The 16,162-nt window shown below is 62.0% G+C and carries 18 protein-coding genes and 2 pseudogenes; 10 read left to right on the top strand and 10 right to left on the bottom strand.

Annotated elements, in window-relative coordinates:
- The first annotated feature begins 19 nt into the window (after positions 1-19).
- The 4 genes from NKI70_RS05245 to NKI70_RS05230 all read left to right on the top strand — a co-directional run bounded on the left by NKI70_RS05245 (position 20) and on the right by NKI70_RS05230 (position 2,291).
- Entirely contained in the window at positions 20-844 is an 825-nt protein-coding gene (locus tag NKI70_RS05245; protein ID WP_023678036.1) for a TIGR00282 family metallophosphoesterase, read from the top strand.
- Positions 845-914: 70 nt separating this feature from the next.
- Positions 915-1,682 carry a TerC family protein gene (locus NKI70_RS05240; protein WP_352724347.1) on the top strand — a complete coding sequence of 256 codons (768 nt, stop codon included), beginning with the start codon at positions 915-917 and terminating at the stop codon, positions 1,680-1,682.
- Positions 1,683-1,735: 53 nt separating this feature from the next.
- Positions 1,736-2,023: a BrnT family toxin gene (locus NKI70_RS05235; RefSeq protein ID WP_352569573.1), complete on the top strand. Its 288-nt coding sequence runs from the start codon at positions 1,736-1,738 to the stop codon at positions 2,021-2,023.
- The gene (locus tag NKI70_RS05230) at positions 2,004-2,291 is read left to right on the top strand and encodes a BrnA antitoxin family protein (RefSeq protein WP_352450852.1); all 288 of its coding nucleotides are present in this window, start codon (positions 2,004-2,006) and stop codon (positions 2,289-2,291) included. The genes NKI70_RS05235 and NKI70_RS05230 overlap by 20 nt, the downstream gene beginning before the upstream one ends.
- 42 nt (positions 2,292-2,333) lie before the next feature.
- On the opposite strand, the pseudogene NKI70_RS05225 reads toward NKI70_RS05230, so the two are convergent.
- The 3 genes and pseudogenes from NKI70_RS05225 to NKI70_RS05215 form a co-directional block, all read right to left on the bottom strand.
- A pseudogene (locus tag NKI70_RS05225) lies at positions 2,334-2,812 on the bottom strand (SRPBCC family protein).
- A 29-nt stretch (positions 2,813-2,841) separates the two neighbouring features.
- Complete coding sequence (locus NKI70_RS05220) at positions 2,842-3,204, bottom strand: VOC family protein (protein WP_352634242.1); 363 nt, start codon at positions 3,202-3,204, stop codon at positions 2,842-2,844.
- Positions 3,205-3,222: 18 nt separating this feature from the next.
- The gene (locus NKI70_RS05215) at positions 3,223-3,705 is read right to left on the bottom strand and encodes an SRPBCC domain-containing protein (RefSeq protein WP_352574684.1); all 483 of its coding nucleotides are present in this window, start codon (positions 3,703-3,705) and stop codon (positions 3,223-3,225) included.
- A gap of 51 nt (positions 3,706-3,756) precedes the next feature.
- On the opposite strand from NKI70_RS05215, the gene NKI70_RS05210 reads away from it, so the two are divergent.
- From NKI70_RS05210 to NKI70_RS05200, 3 genes are all read left to right on the top strand, one after another.
- Positions 3,757-4,080 carry an ArsR/SmtB family transcription factor gene (locus tag NKI70_RS05210; protein WP_023678030.1) on the top strand — a complete coding sequence of 108 codons (324 nt, stop codon included), beginning with the start codon at positions 3,757-3,759 and terminating at the stop codon, positions 4,078-4,080.
- 237 nt (positions 4,081-4,317) lie between these two features.
- A complete protein-coding gene (locus NKI70_RS05205; protein WP_023678028.1) occupies positions 4,318-5,067 on the top strand; it encodes a YebC/PmpR family DNA-binding transcriptional regulator in 750 nt (249 codons plus the stop codon).
- Positions 5,064-5,375, top strand: coding sequence for an Rdx family protein (locus NKI70_RS05200; protein WP_352724346.1), 312 nt, complete (start codon positions 5,064-5,066; stop codon positions 5,373-5,375). The genes NKI70_RS05205 and NKI70_RS05200 overlap by 4 nt, the downstream gene beginning before the upstream one ends.
- Positions 5,376-5,402: 27 nt before the next feature.
- Here NKI70_RS05200 and NKI70_RS05195 read toward each other — a convergent pair whose 3' ends face one another.
- Positions 5,403-5,882, bottom strand: a complete 480-nt coding sequence (locus tag NKI70_RS05195) for an anthrone oxygenase family protein (protein ID WP_352454913.1) — start codon at positions 5,880-5,882, stop codon at positions 5,403-5,405.
- A 142-nt stretch (positions 5,883-6,024) separates the two neighbouring features.
- Here NKI70_RS05195 and NKI70_RS05190 point away from each other — a divergent pair, with 142 nt between their 5' ends.
- Positions 6,025-6,666, top strand: a complete 642-nt coding sequence (locus tag NKI70_RS05190) for a TetR family transcriptional regulator (RefSeq protein WP_352454912.1) — start codon at positions 6,025-6,027, stop codon at positions 6,664-6,666.
- Positions 6,667-6,734: 68 nt separating this feature from the next.
- On the opposite strand, the gene rpmE is transcribed toward NKI70_RS05190, so the two are convergent.
- Positions 6,735-6,956: a 50S ribosomal protein L31 gene (gene rpmE, locus NKI70_RS05185; RefSeq protein ID WP_006327661.1), complete on the bottom strand. Its 222-nt coding sequence runs from the start codon at positions 6,954-6,956 to the stop codon at positions 6,735-6,737.
- A gap of 204 nt (positions 6,957-7,160) precedes the next feature.
- On the opposite strand from rpmE, the gene NKI70_RS05180 reads away from it, so the two are divergent.
- Positions 7,161-8,963, top strand: a complete 1,803-nt coding sequence (locus tag NKI70_RS05180; RefSeq protein WP_352644580.1) for an ABC transporter transmembrane domain-containing protein — start codon at positions 7,161-7,163, stop codon at positions 8,961-8,963.
- A gap of 118 nt (positions 8,964-9,081) precedes the next feature.
- Here the strand turns inward: NKI70_RS05180 and NKI70_RS05175 are convergent, their stop codons facing one another.
- Together NKI70_RS05175 and NKI70_RS05170 are read right to left on the bottom strand one after the other, a co-directional pair.
- Positions 9,082-11,109 (bottom strand): DUF3857 domain-containing protein, encoded by a 2,028-nt coding sequence (locus tag NKI70_RS05175; RefSeq protein ID WP_352696868.1) that lies wholly within the window; start codon positions 11,107-11,109, stop codon positions 9,082-9,084.
- Between the two features lie 207 nt (positions 11,110-11,316).
- Positions 11,317-12,801 carry a carboxypeptidase M32 gene (locus tag NKI70_RS05170; protein ID WP_352454909.1) on the bottom strand — a complete coding sequence of 495 codons (1,485 nt, stop codon included), beginning with the start codon at positions 12,799-12,801 and terminating at the stop codon, positions 11,317-11,319.
- A gap of 182 nt (positions 12,802-12,983) precedes the next feature.
- Between NKI70_RS05170 and NKI70_RS05165 the strand changes: the two are divergent.
- Positions 12,984-13,327, top strand: a pseudogene (locus NKI70_RS05165) (DUF1304 domain-containing protein).
- A 78-nt stretch (positions 13,328-13,405) separates the two neighbouring features.
- On the opposite strand, the gene NKI70_RS05160 reads toward NKI70_RS05165, so the two are convergent.
- The 3 genes from NKI70_RS05160 to NKI70_RS05150 all read right to left on the bottom strand — a co-directional run bounded on the left by NKI70_RS05160 (position 13,406) and on the right by NKI70_RS05150 (position 16,123).
- A complete protein-coding gene (locus NKI70_RS05160; protein WP_352454908.1) occupies positions 13,406-13,804 on the bottom strand; it encodes a hypothetical protein in 399 nt (132 codons plus the stop codon).
- A 260-nt stretch (positions 13,805-14,064) separates the two neighbouring features.
- Positions 14,065-15,096 (bottom strand): peptidoglycan -binding protein, encoded by a 1,032-nt coding sequence (locus NKI70_RS05155; protein WP_352644574.1) that lies wholly within the window; start codon positions 15,094-15,096, stop codon positions 14,065-14,067.
- Position 15,097: 1 nt separating this feature from the next.
- Positions 15,098-16,123, bottom strand: a complete 1,026-nt coding sequence (locus NKI70_RS05150) for a MotA/TolQ/ExbB proton channel family protein (RefSeq protein WP_023678019.1) — start codon at positions 16,121-16,123, stop codon at positions 15,098-15,100.
- Positions 16,124-16,162: the final 39 nt, after the last annotated feature.

The raw sequence follows: 16,162 nt of genomic DNA, 5'->3' as shown, positions 1-16,162 counted from the left end.
GCTCTGGATAGAAGTGCGCATGAGACTTCTCTTTCTCGGCGACATGGTCGGCAAGACAGGACGTACGGCAGTGTGGGAACAGCTGCCCGGCCTGATTTCGGATTTCAAGCTCGACTTCGTCATCGTCAATGGCGAGAACGCCGCCGGAGGCTTCGGCATCACCGAGGAGATTTTTCGCGAGACGATCTCGGCCGGCGCCGATGTCGTCACCACCGGCAACCATGTCTGGGACCAGCGCGATGCGCTGATTTTCGCGCCGCGCGAAGAGCGCTTCCTGCGTCCGTCCAATTTCCCCAAGGGTACGCCGGGGCGCGGCTCAGGCGTCTACATCGCCAGGAACGGCGCGCGCGTGCTGGTCGCCAACATCATGGGCCGGGTGTTCATGCATCCCGAGCTCGACGATCCGTTCCAGGCCGGCGAGCGCGAACTTGCCGCTTGTCCGCTTGGCGAGCAGGCCGATGCGATCGTCATCGATTTCCATGCCGAGGCGACCTCGGAAAAAATGTGCTTCGCTCATTTCGTCGACGGCCGTGCCAGCCTTGTTGTCGGCACCCACACGCATCAGCCGACCGGCGATCACCAGATCCTCAATGGCGGCACCGGTTATATTTCCGATGCCGGCATGTGCGGCGATTACGATTCCTCGCTCGGCATGGACAAGGAGGAGCCGCTCAACCGGTTCTTGTCCAAGGTGCCGAAAGGCCGCTTCGAGGCGTCGACCGGACCGGCGACATTGTGCGGCGTCGGCGTCGACATTTCCGACCGTAGCGGCCTGACCGAACGGATCGCGCCGTTTCGCCGCGGCCCGCGGCTGGAGGAAACGGCTCCATCCTTCTGGTCGTGACATTGATATGGACGCTTGCAATACCCAATTGCCGGCGAAACTGCTCTAGATCGTAGAGGGGACGACCTCCATGCAGCTAGTCGAATTCCTGGCGCCGCAATTCGCCTTTGTCTCCGACCCGACGGCATGGGTCGCGCTGCTGACGCTGATCGTGCTGGAGGTCGTGCTCGGCATCGACAATCTGATCTTCATCTCGATCCTGACCAACAAATTGCCGGTAGCGCAGCGGGCCCGCGCCCGGCGGCTCGGCATATCCGCCGCGCTGGTGATGCGGCTGATCCTGCTGGCCACCATCTCGATCATCGTCCAACTGACGACGCCGATATTCACCGCCTTCGGCCACGGCTTTTCATGGCGCGACCTGATCCTGATCGCCGGCGGCCTGTTTCTCGTCTGGAAGGCGACCAAGGAAATCCACCACACGGTCGATCTCGATGATCACCAGGACACCATGATGGGCGAGACGCTGCAGCTTTCGCTGGCCGGCGCGATTTTCCAGATATTGCTGCTCGACCTCGTCTTCTCGATCGACTCGATCATCACCGCCGTCGGCATGACCGACGAAATCGCGATCATGTACATCGCGGTGATCGTGGCGGTGAGCGTGATGATGCTGGCGGCCGGGCCGCTGTCCGACTTTATCGCCAGGAACCCCAGCATCGTCATGCTGGCCCTCGGCTTCCTGCTGATGATCGGCATGACGCTGATCGCCGACGGCATGGGTTACCACGTGCCGAAAGGCTACATCTACGCCGCCATGGGTTTTTCGGCCTTGGTCGAAGGGCTCAACATGCTGGCTCGGCGGCGGAAGAAGGCAAAGGGCGGGGGCGGGCATTGACTTGACTCTTACAGAATTGTGCGTACAATTTTGTAAATAACGGTGCCGCCATATTGCGATTTGAATGGGATCCCGAGAAGGCCAAGCGCAACCGTGCCAAGCATGGTGTTGCGTTCGATCTCGCCGAAGATGTCTTCAAGGATCCGCTTCATCTGATTGTGCCTGACCGGTTTGAAGATGGCGAGCAAAGGTGGCATGCGATCGGGATGATCCAAGGGCTGGTGGTACTGCTCGTTGTTCACACTTATCCCGATCTCGAAGATGAGGAACGAATTCGGATTGTCGGTGCCCGGAAAGCAACGCCGCATGAAAGGAGGCGCTATGAGCAGGAAGGAACTTAGCCAAGATCAGCGCAACCAGCTCGCCAATTTGGCAGATTTGCCTGACAGCGAAATTGACACGTCCGACATTCCGGAAACTTCGGCCGAGAATTGGGTTCATGCTCGCCGAGGGCACCTCTACCGGCCACTAAAGCAGCCGGTGACCATTCGGCTTGACGCTGATGTGCTGTCCTGGTTCAAGGAGCATGTCGAAGGCGGTGGCTATCAAACGGAGATCAACCGCGTGCTCCGCCGTCATGTGCTAGAGCAGGAAAAGCGGCGTTCCTGAGCATTCGCGGTCTGTTGCCAGCCGATCTTGGCTCGCCGTTACTTAATTTGCTGGAACGTCCTTCGGGTGGCGGTCGCCGATCAGGCCGAGCATCACGCCTTGCTCCAGCCACGCCTTGGCGCCGGCGAGCACCAGCGCAAAACCGCCGGTCGAGCCGATCGCCTGCTTGACCTGCTCATCGGGGCTGCCGACAAAGCCGGAATTGCGGACCTCGACAAAGGTCGTGCCGCCCGGCATCTCGGCGAAAGTCCACACTACGGTGGTCGGCGGATCGCTCCATTGCATGACGATTGCATGACGATCTTCTTGTTATCGACGATCTCACTGACATTGACCGTCGTCGAGACGCCATACATGCGCCATTCCCAACTGATTTCCTTGCCGCTGTCCAACCTGTCGCTGCCATGGGTGAACCAGAACTTCGTCGTGATCGCCGGATCGACGAAGGCTTCGAATACGTCGGCGACCGGCCTCCTTATCAGCATGCCGGCTTCGGCGGTCGGTGTTTCGCGGATTTCCATTTCGTCCTCCTTTCCACGGCGTCGCCTGTTCACCAGGCATCGGGTTCGCGCACCAGGTGAATGATGTCGGCCGGATTGGTGATCCAGCCGCCGCGAAAGCCTTCACCCAGTGCCTCGATGGCGTCGCAGCGCACGACACCGGCCTTGGCGAGATGCTCCGCAGCGGCCGGAAAATCATCGGTGAACAGTTCCAGCCAGATCTCGGCCTGGCTCATCATCGGCGCCTCGTCGATCCACAGCCGATTGGGACCGAGTTCGAAGCCGGCGGCCGGCGGCTTGGCCGTGAATGGCTTCAGGCCGATGACGTCGCGATAGAAGGCGATCGTCGCCTGGTATTGATGCGGCGGGACCTTCATGGCGATGTTGATGCCGCCGGTGATCTTCGCGGTCATTTGCTGACTCCATTGCTCTCAGATGTTGTTCTCGTTGGCCGGCTCGCCCTTCATCTCGCTGCGGTAATAGCCGTCGCGCAGATTGATGCCGTATTCGACATAGGCCTTCATGCAGGCCAGCATCTGCGACCAGCCCTCGCAATTGAGGTAGGATTTCTTCAGGCCGACCGCGTTCTCGTGCCAGCCGGTTTCGGCGATGGTGACGAAGGTGCCGCCATCGTCGAGCGGCTCGAAATTCATCTCGATGCGGGTCTTGTAGGCTGGCTTGCCGTCGGCGTCGGTGGCATCCCAGCGCAGCACGATGCGGCTGTCTTTCTTCACCTCGTCGACCTCGACGGGAACCTTGCCCCACCAGATGACGGTGGCGCCCGCCACCAGCAGTGCGCTGGCGCCGCCGATCGTGGTGAAGTAGCCGCTAAGTTTCTTCGGATTGACGACCGCATCGAAGACTTCGGCGACGGGTTTGCCGATGCGGCCAGAAACCCTGAATCCAAGAGACATATCCACAGCTCCTTCCTTGAATGGCTCAAGGATATGTTATAGATATATAACATGTCAAGCCAATCGCGAGACGACAATGTTTTCAAGGCGCTGGCGCATCCGCGCCGGCGTGCGTTGCTGGACCGGCTGAAGGATGCGCCGCAGACCACCGGCATGTTGTGCGATGCCTTCCCCGACATGGACCGCTGCACGGTCATGCTGCACCTGAAGGTGCTGGAGGAGGCCGACCTGGTCGTGGCGCGGCGCGAGGGGCGCGAACGCTGGAACCATCTCAACGCGCTGCCGATCAAGCACATCCACGACCGCTGGATCAGTCAATATGCCACGCACGCGATCAGCATCCTCGACCGGCTGAAATCCGATCTTGAGGGATGAAAGGTTTGCCGAAGCCTGCCGATTTTCGGATCTTGAAAGCCTTGCGTGCCGGCAGCAATGGCGCGGCTGGACGAATTGAGCCGATTTATCTATAAGCCGGCCATTCCGACAGCGAGCGCCGTCCGTCCGTCAGGGACGCAGCAGGACGTTCTGAAATTTTGAATTCGAGCATTTTGCAAGATGCCGGGTGGTTCATCAGGCGGCAGATGCTCTAGCCGAGAAGATGACAGGGGTGCCATGGCTGGCCATTCACAGTTCAAGAACATCATGCACCGCAAGGGCCGCCAGGATGCGGTGCGGTCGAAGATGTTTTCCAAGCTGGCGCGCGAAATCACCGTCGCCGCCAAGAGCGGCACGCCCGATCCATCGATGAACCCGCGCCTGCGCCTTGCGGTGCAGAACGCCAAGGCGGTGTCGATGCCGAAGGACAATATCCAGCGCGCCATCAACAAGGCGTCGATGGGCGATGCCGAGACCTACGAAGCCGTGCGCTACGAGGGTTACGGGCCAGGCGGCGTCGCGCTGATCGTCGAGGCCCTGACCGACAACCGCAACCGCTCGGCGTCGAATGTGCGCGCTGCCTTCACCAAGGCGGGCGGGGCGATGGGCGAGACCGGCTCGGTATCGTTCATGTGGGACCGCGTCGGCGAGATCTACTATCCGGCATCGGCCGGCAGCGCCGAGAAGGTGATGGACGCGGCGATCGAGGCCGGTGCCGACGACGTCCAGTCGGACGAGGAAGGCCACACGATCTACTGCGCTTTCGAGAATCTCGGCGAAGTGTCGAAGGCGCTGGAAGGCGCACTCGGCGAGGCTGAATCGGTGAAGCCGATCTGGAAGCCGCAGACCAATATCGCGGTCGACGAGGAGCGGGCACAATCGCTGATGAAGCTGGTTGCGACGCTCGAGGACGACGACGACGTGCAGAGCGTCTACGCCAATTTCGAGGTCGACGAGGAGACCTTGGCGAAGCTCAGCGCGGCATGATCCAACACGCGCTGCCCACAGTCCGCATCACCTATTGCACGCAGTGCCAGTGGCTGCTCAGGGCCGGCTGGATGGCGCAGGAGCTGCTGTCGACCTTCGGCACCGATCTGGGCGAAGTGACGCTGGTGCCCGGTACCGGCGGCATCTTCACCATTTCCTGCAATGACGCGCTGGTCTGGGACCGCAAGCGTGACGGCGGTTTTCCCGACGCCGCAAAGCTCAAGCAACTGGTTCGCGACGTCATCGATCCGGATCGCGATCTCGGCCATGCCGACCGCAAGGGCCATAAGTCAAAAGACCCTGCCTGACGGCCTTTTAGGACTTCCGTCCTGCATTCACCGCCATGCGAAGATGAAGCAGCCCAGCGCCATGATGGCGGTGATGGTGCGGACATGGTTCCACATCACCCAGTCCTTGAGATAGGTGGCCCACACGGCGGCGCCGTTGGCGCTTGCCGGATCGACGGCGGCCAGGGCGTTGTTGAGCGGCACGTTGAACATCATCGTCACGATCGGGTTGCCGACGAGATAGATCAGGGCGCCGGCGAGGAGCCAGAATGCACCCGGTTGGCTCCAGCCGATAAGAGCGCCGGCGGCAAGGACAAGGCAGACCAGTCCGGTGCCGAAAAGCGCGGTCATGAATGCCGGCGTAATCACGGTGATGTTGATCGAATTCATGGCGGCGATGCCGCCTCCGGCAGGCAAGCGGGCGAGCGCCGGCATGATAAAGTTGGAGAAGGCGAAGAAAACGCCGCCGACAACGCCTGAGCCAATGGCAGCGACGAAGGTGAGGGTTGGAAGCAGTTTCATGATCATGTCAGTTCCTCCGGTTTCGGGGTTCGAGCAATTTGATTGGCACGTCCACAAAATGTGAATAATCCTCATGTTTGCAAAACGTGATAAACCCTCGTATTTTGCGAGTCAAGGCAATTTGTTGATTGTTCGTCTGGAGACAGTCATGGAAGGCACCGCTGCACCGGGTTCCCGCAACGAGCAGATCGCATCGCCGCGCCGGGCGCCGAGCCAGCAGCGCAGCCGCGAGCGGGTCGAGCGCATGCTGGCCGCCGCCTCGGCGCTGATCGCCGAGCAAGGCAGCGACGCCATGCGCATGGGCGAGGTGGCCGAGAGGGCCGGCGTGTCGATCGGCTCGCTCTACCAGTTCTTCCCCGACAAGAGGGCGATCATCTGGGCGCTGGCCGAACGCTACACCGCCGAAAGCCAGGCCTGCATTGCGGCAGCGCTAGCCGAGGTCAATGACGCCGAAGGCCTGCGCCGGGCATTTTCGGAACTGGTGGATATCTACTACGGAATGTTCCTGGCGGAGCCGGTGATGCGCGACATCTGGTCGGGCACGCAGGCCGACAAGGCGTTGCGCGAACTCGAGCTTGCCGATAGCCGGGCCAACGCCGAATTCCTTACAGCCGTGCTGAAACGGCTGCGGCCATCCGCCGATCCGGAAGCGCTCGAAACGACGGCGTTTCTAATCTGGCAGATGGGCGAGGCCGCAATGCGGCTGGCGATCTCGGTCGGGCGGCAAGAAGGCGACCGGCTGGTTGCCGCCTACAAGCGGATGGCTCTGCGCGAGCTGGTCGGCGAATAGGGCCGTATTTCGCAACAAAAAACCCGCCACGAAGGCGGGTTTCTCGATCTGCGAAACGCCAATGCGGCTTAGAGGCCGAAGCCTTCGAAACGCTTCTTGAACTTCGACAGGCGGCCACCGCGGTCGAGCAGGGTCTGCTGGCCGCCGGTCCAGGCCGGATGGGTGGTCGGGTCGATGTCGAGGTTCATCGTATCGCCTTCCTTGCCCCAGGTCGAACGGGTCATGTACTCGGTGCCGTCGGTCATGACGACCTTGATGGTGTGGTAGTCGGGATGGATATCGGTCTTCATGGGTCTGTTCCTGGCTTGCCGGGTGCTGCCGACGGGCTGAAGCCTGCGTCGATGCGCCCCTTTTTAAAACTCGAAGCCGCAGCTATTGAGGAGCCACGGCTTCTAAAACGGTCGGCGAGCCTATACATCAGCCGGAATTGAATCACAAGGCCGCGGCAAGCGCATATTGATGGCGCAAACCCCAAAGGGCCAAAGGAAACGGTCATGGCGAACATCAGCGGCGATGCAGACGAGCGCAGGCGCTCGCTGAGGCCGCTGCAGCGCCTGTTTCCCTACATCACCCATTACCGCAAAATGGTCATCGGCGCGATCGTCTCACTGGCCGTCGCGGCGGCGACGACGCTGGCGCTGCCGCTGGCCGTGCGGCGGATGATCGACCACGGTTTTTCCGCTTCCGATTCCAGCTTCATTGCCGAATATTTCGCCATGCTGGTGGTGATGGCCGCCGTGCTGGCGGCGGCGTCGGCCAGCCGCTACTATTTCGTCATCACGCTCGGCGAGCGCGTCGTTGCCGATATCCGCCGCGATGTCTTTGCCCACGTCACCACGCTGTCGCCCTCCTTCTTCGACACGGCCCAGTCGGGCGAGATCGTCTCGCGGCTCGCCGCCGACACGACACAGGTCAAATCGGCCGTCGGTGCTACCGCCTCGGTGGCTTTGCGCAACGTCATCCTCGGCCTTGGCGCCGTGGCGATGATGGTCTTCACCAGCCCAAAACTGTCCGGCCTGGTCATCGCGGCCATTCCGCTAATCGTGCTGCCGCTGGTCGCCTTCGGCCGCTCGGTGCGGCGCAAGTCACGGCTGGCGCAGGATACTCTGGCCAATGCCACCGCCTACGCCAGCGAGCAGATCGGCGCGGTGCGCACCCTGCAGGCCTTCACCAACGAGAAGCTTGTAACCGGGTATTTTTCATCCGCCGTGGAAGCAGCGTTCGAAGCGGCGCGGGCCTCGATCTTTGCCCGCTCGTTTCTCACCTTCTTCGCCATCTTCATGATCTTTTCCTCGGTCGTGGCGGTGCTATGGTTCGGTTCGCGCGACGTGCTCGACGGCACGCTGTCGCCAGGCACGCTTGGCCAATTCCTGCTCTATTCGGTGTTCGCCGCCGGCGCGCTCGGCGCCCTGTCGGAAGTCTGGGGCGAACTGTCCCAGGCAGCGGGCGCTGCCGAACGGCTGACCGAGATCCTGGCCGAGAAACCGGCGATCCAGGCGCCCGCCGATCCGAAGCCGCTGCCGGCAAAGGCGAGAGGCGCGATCAGTTTCGACGATGTCTCCTTCTCCTATCCGGCCCGGCCCGACCGCGCCGCCGTCCATGGCCTGAGCTTTCAGGTCAAACCCGGTGAGACGGTGGCGATCGTCGGGCCATCCGGCGCCGGCAAGAGCACGGTGTTTTCGCTGCTTCTACGCTTCTACGATCCGGAGGCCGGCAGGACCGTCATCGACGGGGTCGATCTGCGCGAGGCCGATCCGGCCGCGATCCGCGCGCGCATCGCCATCGTGCCGCAGGACGTCACCATCTTTGCCGCAAGCGCGCGCGACAATATCGGCTTTGGCCGGCCTGGCGCCAGCCAGGCCGAGATCGAGGCGGCGGCGAAGGACGCGCTTGCCGACGAGTTCATCCTGAAACTCGAAAAGGGCTATGACAGCCAGGTCGGCGAGCGCGGCGTGACGCTGTCGGGCGGCCAGCGCCAGCGCGTGGCGATCGCCCGCGCGATTCTGCGCGATGCGCCCATCCTGCTGCTCGACGAGGCGACCTCGGCGCTAGATGCCGAAAGCGAGACGCTGGTGCAGACGGCGCTGGACCGGCTGATGCAGGGCCGCACCACGATCGTCATCGCCCATCGGCTGGCAACCGTGCTGAAGGCCGATCGCATCCTGGTCATGGATGGCGGCCGCATCGTCGAGGAAGGCACGCATCAGAGCCTGGTCGCCAAGGGCGGCATCTATGCGCGGCTTGCCAAGCTGCAGTTCGACACCGGGGCGAATGCTTTCAGGGGCGCGGCCGAGTAGCATCGCTCCATCCCGATGAAATCGGGATGAGGCTCCATCTTCTTGTTTGACCATGATCTTTTCCGAAAACCGGCATCCACTTTTCGGGATCATGGTGCCCAGCGGCCGCCGAGTTTCTTCAGCTACCGAAAGCTCGGCGTTTGCCGCGTCGATAGGCTATGAACAGGGGAACGCCGACAAGCAACGACAACAAAAGCATGCTGGCGACGGTCTGTCGCTGCTCCTTTGCCGGATCGCTGAGCTGCACATCGGCAGGCGGCTCTTCATAGGTAAAATCGTACTGCCAGCGAACCTGGTCTGCGAGGTCATCGACGGTTTTCAGATAATCGGCAATCGCCTTGGCCGGTACTTCAGTCGCCAGCGTCTGAAAGTTCCATTCAACTTGAAATTCGGTGGGCGTGTTGGACCAGGATGCCTTGAGAGACAGATAGGGCGTCACGACGTTTTTCATCGACTCGCCGGAAAACCTCGCCTTGAGGTTGCGCACGGTCACCTTGTGGCGGCGGTAGAACTGGGGGCCGAGGGAGACGGGCCCGGTTCGGTCGACGATTGTCGGGGTTGGAAGAGAGTTGTTGCCGAGATCGGCCGCGCGGATCGGGAAATTCTTTGCCAGATCGTTGGCCGCCAGCGCCTCCGCCGGCAAGCGATAACTTTCCTTCACGCTCACTATGTTGCCGTCGCGGCGATCCACGATTTCCGGCTTGGCGATGGTTTGGATGCCCGGATATTGCTTGTTGTAGTATTTCAGGTAGGCGTCCGACACCTCGCTCAGCGACCTGCTGGCGAAATTGCCGCGCATCCAATCGGCATCGGCGTCCTCATATGTCGAGAAGACCGTCAGCACGAGGGGATCGCCCGGTTTCCGCGGAAAGTCGAATTCCTCGGCGATCTGGATCGATGGGCTGGTAAGCACAGGGCTCGGCATCTTCTCCAACCCGCCGGTGCTGGAAAGCGGCAGCGCGAAGCCGTAGTCGGGCTGTGCGAGATTGTGCGCCCTGCCGCCCTGAAGATAGTTCGTGGCGTCCAGCCAATATGTCTTTGCTCCGATCCTTGCCTTGACGATGGCATGGTCGAAATCGCGGAGCGCCGGCAGATGCTGGTCCAGGGCCCGTCCCTCGTCGAGATCGGCCAAGGCGACCTCGGCAGCAATGCCAAGCCGCACAAGCGACGAAACCAGCAGCAGGGCCTTGTCCTTGCAGTCACCAAACCCGCTCAGGATGACCGTCGCGGGATCACGCGGAACGTAGGAACCGGCACCCATCGACAGGCTTACATAGCGGATCTGGTCCTGCACCAACCGCATTGCCTCGACCATCCGGTCTTCGGGCACCGGATGCCGCAGAGCGATGTCGTCGAGCTTTGCGGCAAAAGCCGAGGGAAAAACGGTCGCTGGCTTGTAATAGGGCGCAACGGCATCGACCACACTTTGCCAATTCGCGGTAGACGCGACATCGATGGAGCCCCAGCCTGGATAGGTCACGGGCAGGTTGTCCTCGACATTGACCGGTTTCGGGTTTGAGATTTCCCACAGATAGGTGATGTCCGGCCCAGTCGGGGAGATTGAGGGCTTAAGTCGGGTTCCCCTTGTCTTGATCTGAAGCGGCTGGCCCGAGGGCCAAATGATGCTTGTGCGGATAAGCGCTACCGGCTCTTCCCATTCGGTGGAGAAATTCTTGAAGAAAAGGTCCTTGCCGACCAGCGGTGTTACTTCGTAGGTCGACCCGTAATCGACGATGTCGCCGGCACGCACGTCATCGATGTTGACATGTGCTGTCAGCCAGCCGTCGAAGACGCCTTTCTCGGCGTCTCTTTCCCTGCGGAAGATGTCGAATCCGACGCCTTCCAGCCGGTCCAAAACGGCACCATCGCGGATGATGTGAAGATGGTTGAGCGTGACCTTGTGCCGGGACGGATCGAACTGCAGATCGATACTCGCGCCACGATCCAGGCCGGGACGGTCGACGATTTTATAGACGGTGCGCGAGTACTCGACATAGCCGCCGGCGCGATGCTTGATCTGGTCGTCCGAGAGCAGCCATGAAACGCCATTCTTGATTTGATCCGATCGGGTGGGATCGGCAGCCGGAATATCAAGCTGCTTTACCCAGCTTTCTGCCGGACCCTTGAGAACCATGTCGTCGGACATGGCCGGAGAACTCAGGCCGATCAATAAGATGAAAAATACCAAGCGGGGCCAGAAAGACTTCATCCTATGAAAACTGTAACAGACAGACATCTACGCTCGCCCAACTTGGAAGAACTCCTTTTTCAGAGGCTTTCCCACCAAAGTAAAGGCCAGTTTCGCGGATTTCTGCAAGTCACCGCGGCAAGAACCTGGAATAGACGAAGCGGCTCAGTTACCGTACCGCTTCTTCAGATGGTCAGTGAAATGTGCGGCATCGAGCTTTTCGCCGGTAGCGCGTTCGAGCAGTTCCGGTGTCGACCAGCGCGAGCCTTGCGACCAGATCCTTTTGCGGCGCCAGTCGTTGATCGCGGCGAAATCTCCCTTGGCGAGGTCTTCGTCGGCTGAAGGATGATCCCTGGTCAGCGCCGCCCATTGCTGCGCCGCCATCATGGCGCCCAGCGTGTAGGAGGGGAAATAGCCGAAGGCGGCACCCGGCCAGTGGACGTCCTGCATCGGACCGTCAGCCGGATTGTCTGATGTCGACAGGCCGAGATAATCGCGCATCTTGGCATCCCAGGCTTCGGGCAGGTCGGCTGCTTCCAGCCGTCCCGAGACAAGCTCCTGCTCCAGCTCGTAGCGCAGGATGACGTGCAGCGGATAGGTGACCTCGTCGGCATCGACGCGGATCAGGCCGCGCTCGACCCGGTGTACATGCGGCAGGATGTCGTCGATCGTCCAGCTCTCGCCGAGGTGTCTTTCGACCACCGGCAGCGCCCAGCGCCAGAATTCTGGATTGCGGCCGATCTGCTTTTCGACGAACAGGCTCTGGCTTTCATGCACCGCCATGCCGCGCGCTCTGCCCAGAGGCCAGTGCGCCCACGCCTTCGGCAGGTTCTGCTCGTACAGCGCATGGCCGGTCTCGTGCAGCACGCCCATCAGCGCCGACAGGAAATCCGAGGTCTTGTAGCGGGTGGTGATGCGCACGTCGCTCGGCACGCCGCCGCAGAAGGGATGGTGCGAAACCGACAGCGAGCCGTGGGTGAGGTCGAAGCCGACCGCCGCCATCATGGCGAGGCCAAGCTCGCGCTGCTTGTCCAAGGGGTATCTGCCGGAAAGCGGCTTCAGCGGATGTTTCGCCAGCCGCTCTTCCTGCACGGCCAGTGCTTCCGGCACGAAGCCTTTCAGGAAGGTCTTCAACTCGACAAACACAGGCGTGATGTCGGCGGCGCGATTGCCCGGGTCATATTGCTCCATGAGCGCGTCGTAAGGCTCGAGCCCGAGCACCTCGGCGCGAAGGGCCGCCTCCTCGCGGACCAGCGCCACGACGCCTTCGAGCGCCGGTAGGAAACCCGCCCAGTCGTTCTTGGCGCGCAGGTCGCGCCAGAGCTGCTCGGAGCGCATGCGCGCGGTCGTCTGGCGCTCGACGAACTCGACCGGCAGGCAGGTCAGGTTGGTGTATTGCCGGCGGAATTCCCTGACCGCGGCCTGCTGCTCTTCGTTCAGCGCCTCCTGCTCGGCCGCCGCGATCCAGTCGGCAATCTCCGGCGCAGTCGCCCGGGCATGGTGCATGCCCGCAAGCGCCGACATTGCCTCTGCGCGCTTCTCGCCGCCGCCGACCGCCATATGGGTCGCCTCGTCGGCGCCGAGGATGGCGAGGGCGTGTTCCAGCGCTTCGAGCTTGTGGCCGAGGTCGTCGAGTTTTTGAAAGGACATTGTGGGTTCCGCTGATTTGACGGCGGGAAAAGATACCAATGCAAAAGTGTTGGCAACCCCGAAGCCGTCCGCGATCGACGCATCGACTGCCAGCTGCAACGGCCGAAAAGCATCTTGTGGAAGCGGTGGCGTGCGTGGTCAATGTCGTCCGGCGGCGGCAGACCGCGATGCGGAGACGAAACATGATCGCCAATGTGCTGGTCGGGCTGGTGGCCGTGATCCACCTCTGCATCGTCTATCTTGAGATGGTGCTGTAGGACACGCCGCGCGGCCATATGGTATCCAGGCTGACGCCGGAATTCGCCAGGGCCTCGAAAGTGCTCGCGGCCAATCAGGGGCTTTACAACGGCTTTCTCGCAGCCAGCCTGATCTGGGGCTTTACCTCGGCGAAGCCGGTTTCCAGTAGTCTTCTTCCTGCTCTGCGTCGCCGTCGCCGGCCTTTACGGCAGCGACGGCGGGCCGTAAAATCCTGTTCATCGAGACAGTGCCGGCAGCGCTGGCGCTGATTGCACTGGCGGTGGGCTAGCGCATGATCCCTGAACCGAAAGCTGGAACGGGATCATGCGCAAATCAATTGCCACAGCGCCGGGCACTGCGGCCGATTTCAGCCGCCTGGATAAGTTGGGCCATAGCCGTTGGGATAGTATCCGCCATCGGCGCCGTTGCCGATGAGGAAGGCACTGCCGGTGTCAGCGCGCAGCTTTTGGCTGACATCGTCGAGCTGCGCCAGCAACTGCTGATATTGCGTGCTCGGCATGGTTCCATCGCGTGCGGCCCTCTGGGCGGCCCGATCGAGTTGAGCGACCTGCGTGCGCAAGTCCCGTGCCTCGCCCGGCTCGAGCTTGTTCGCCCGGATGGCGCCCTGGATACCCGTCTCCACGCTCTGGATCTGATTGATCAAGGCCGTCGCACGCGGGCCGGCGTAAGCGCCAGCAAACGGAACGGCGAGGAGCAGTGTGGCGAGCGTAGCAGTCCTGAGATTCCTGGGAGCGAAGAAGCGCATGGTTGCGTCTCCTTTACTGGGGAAGGCGGTGGTTGGGAGGGTCCTGCCTTCCGGCCGCGGGCCGTCAGGTTCCGTCGCGTCGCGATGAGCGGTTCCACCGCCGGCGGTTCTCGGCCCATGACCAAGGCTAAAAGGCCATGGCGGCAAAGTGTAATTAAAAAAAGGTAATTTTTTCAGCTCTTGCCGCTGCCCACCAGTGCCCTAAATGCCGCCGACTTGAGCCGGCTCGACCTGGCGCATGATACAAGAAGGCTTGCAGATCACCGCTCGGTCAGCTTCAACTCGATGCGGCGGTTCTTGTTGCGCGCCTCTTCGGTATCGGCGGGGTCCAGCGGCTGGAATTCGCCGAAGCCGGCCGCGACCAGCCGGTTGGCCGGCACGCCGTTCTCGATCAGGAACTTGACCACCGATGTCGAGCGCGCCGTCGACAATTCCCAATTGTCGCGGTAGCGGCCGGTGCCGGAGAGCGGCTTGTTGTCGGTGTGGCCGTCGACGCGCAGCACCCAGTTGATCTCCGGCGGGATTTCCTTTTGCAATTCGATGATGGCATCGGCGAGCTTCTTCATCTCGACCTTGCCGGCATCGTTGATCACCTCGGAGCCGGTCGGGAAAAGCACTTCCGACTGGAAGACGAAGCGGTCGCCGACGATGCGGATGTTCTCGCGGTCGGCAAGAATTTCACGTAAGCGGCCGAAGAAATCGGAGCGGTAGCGGTTTAGCTCCTGCACGCGTTGCGCCAGTGCGACGTTGAGGCGGCGGCCGAGATCGGCGATCTTGGTGTTGGATTCGCGGTCGCGCGTTTCGGACACGTCGAGCGCTTGTTCGAGCGCTGCGATCTGCCTGCGCAGCGCCGAAATCTGCTGGTTGAGGATCTCGACCTGGCTCAGCGCCTGCTGGCTGATCTGGCGCTGGCTGTCGAGCTCGCCGGAAAGTGCCGTCGCGCGCTGGTTGGCGGCATCGCCGGCACCGGCGCCTTGCGCCAGCAATTGCTCGAGCCGGCTCTTTTCCGCCTCCGATGTAGACAGCGATGCCTGCAAATTGGCAAGGGTGTCCTCCTTGTCCTGCGTCGTCGAGCGCTCCAGCGCCAGAAGCTGGGTCAACTCGTTGATCTGCGAATTGAGGCGGTTGAGCACCGTGTCCTTGCCGGAGATCTCGCGGCCGAGCAGGAACTGCGCCAGCACGAAAACCGTGAGCAGGAACATGATCGCCAACAGCAGCGTCGACAGCGCATCGACGAAGCCCGGCCAGTAATCGATGCGGCGGTCGGAGCGCCGGCCTCGTGCCAACGCCACGTCAATGCACTCCAGGCTTCTTCAAGGCGTCGGCGATCTTCTCCAGGGTGTTGCGCATCGCCTTCTGCTCGTCGGACTGGGCCTCGACCCAGTCGCGCATGATCTGCTGCTCCGAGCGCATGTTCTTGACCAGGCCGGAAATGCCGTCGGCGAGATTGGCCATGGCGGTGGCGACGCGCGGATTGGAGCCGCCGCCATTCTCCTGCAGAGTGCGCAGCTTTTCCGACAACAGCCGGATTTCCTCGGAGGGTTCGGTCTTGGCCGCGTCGGCAACGACGATGTCGGAGGACAGGTCGGTGACCGAGGACAGCCAGTTTTCGAGTTCGGTATAGAAGCGCGTCTGGGCGCGGCCGGCCTGCAGGTCGAGGAAGCCGAGCACCAGCGAGCCGGAGAGGCCGAACAGCGAGGACGAGAAGGCGGTGCCCATGCCGGCCAACGGAGCGGAAAGCCCCTGCTTCAGGGATTCGAGCACGGCCGCGGCATCGCCGGTGCCGGGATCGAGCGACTCGATGGTTTCGCGGATCGAGCCGATCGTGTTGAGCAGGCCCCAGAAGGTGCCGAGCAGGCCGAGGAACACCAGCAGTCCGACAAGGTAGCGCGACGTGTCGCGGCTTTCGTCGAGCCGGGTGGCGATCGAATCCAGCATGGTGCGCATCGAACTGGTCGAGAAAGCAATCGTCGAGGAGCGGCCGATCATCGCCTTCATCGGCGCCAGCAACACCGGTTCGGTGGTTTCGGAACCGGCGCGGAACGAGTTGACCCAGCGCACCTCGCGGAACAGCCGGCCGACCTGGACGAAGGCCAGCAGGATGCCGACCGCCAGCACACCGATGATCAGGCCGTTGAGGCCGGGATTGGTGACGAAGGCGGTCGAGATCTGGCGCGTCAGGATGGCGGCGATAAAGGCCACGATGAACAGAAAGATCACCATGGTCAGCAGAAACACCTGCGGGCTCGACAATTTGTGCGGATCGTAGATCAGAACGTCGGAGCGCCTGCCCATGCCGAAGGATCTGAGAAGAGTCATCCGTGCCCCGTTTCCGATGCCGTCGCCGCCGATCAATTT

It is taken from the genome of Mesorhizobium sp. M0500, from assembly GCF_040321165.1.
In the GTDB taxonomy this organism is placed as follows: Bacteria; Pseudomonadota; Alphaproteobacteria; order Rhizobiales; family Rhizobiaceae; genus Mesorhizobium.
This window is presented reverse-complemented; position numbering and strand designations above follow the sequence as displayed.

Bases quoted from the DNA above. Each gene is read 5' to 3' on its own strand.
- NKI70_RS05240 (WP_352724347.1), top strand. From the start codon at position 915: ATGCAGCTAGTCGAATTCCTGGCGCCGCAATTCGCCTTTGTCTCCGAC.
- NKI70_RS05245 (WP_023678036.1), top strand. From the start codon at position 20: ATGAGACTTCTCTTTCTCGGCGACATGGTCGGCAAGACAGGACGTACG.
- NKI70_RS05150 (WP_023678019.1), bottom strand. From the start codon at position 16,123: ATGACTCTTCTCAGATCCTTCGGCATGGGCAGGCGCTCCGACGTTCTG.
- NKI70_RS05175 (WP_352696868.1), bottom strand. From the start codon at position 11,109: ATGTCCGACGACATGGTTCTCAAGGGTCCGGCAGAAAGCTGGGTAAAG.
- NKI70_RS05205 (WP_023678028.1), top strand. From the start codon at position 4,318: ATGGCTGGCCATTCACAGTTCAAGAACATCATGCACCGCAAGGGCCGC.
- NKI70_RS05180 (WP_352644580.1), top strand. From the start codon at position 7,161: ATGGCGAACATCAGCGGCGATGCAGACGAGCGCAGGCGCTCGCTGAGG.
- NKI70_RS05190 (WP_352454912.1), top strand. From the start codon at position 6,025: ATGGAAGGCACCGCTGCACCGGGTTCCCGCAACGAGCAGATCGCATCG.
- NKI70_RS05210 (WP_023678030.1), top strand. From the start codon at position 3,757: ATGTCAAGCCAATCGCGAGACGACAATGTTTTCAAGGCGCTGGCGCAT.
- NKI70_RS05170 (WP_352454909.1), bottom strand. From the start codon at position 12,801: ATGTCCTTTCAAAAACTCGACGACCTCGGCCACAAGCTCGAAGCGCTG.
- NKI70_RS05160 (WP_352454908.1), bottom strand. From the start codon at position 13,804: ATGCGCTTCTTCGCTCCCAGGAATCTCAGGACTGCTACGCTCGCCACA.
- rpmE (WP_006327661.1), bottom strand. From the start codon at position 6,956: ATGAAGACCGATATCCATCCCGACTACCACACCATCAAGGTCGTCATG.
- NKI70_RS05200 (WP_352724346.1), top strand. From the start codon at position 5,064: ATGATCCAACACGCGCTGCCCACAGTCCGCATCACCTATTGCACGCAG.
- NKI70_RS05230 (WP_352450852.1), top strand. From the start codon at position 2,004: ATGAGCAGGAAGGAACTTAGCCAAGATCAGCGCAACCAGCTCGCCAAT.
- NKI70_RS05195 (WP_352454913.1), bottom strand. From the start codon at position 5,882: ATGATCATGAAACTGCTTCCAACCCTCACCTTCGTCGCTGCCATTGGC.
- NKI70_RS05215 (WP_352574684.1), bottom strand. From the start codon at position 3,705: ATGTCTCTTGGATTCAGGGTTTCTGGCCGCATCGGCAAACCCGTCGCC.
- NKI70_RS05220 (WP_352634242.1), bottom strand. From the start codon at position 3,204: ATGACCGCGAAGATCACCGGCGGCATCAACATCGCCATGAAGGTCCCG.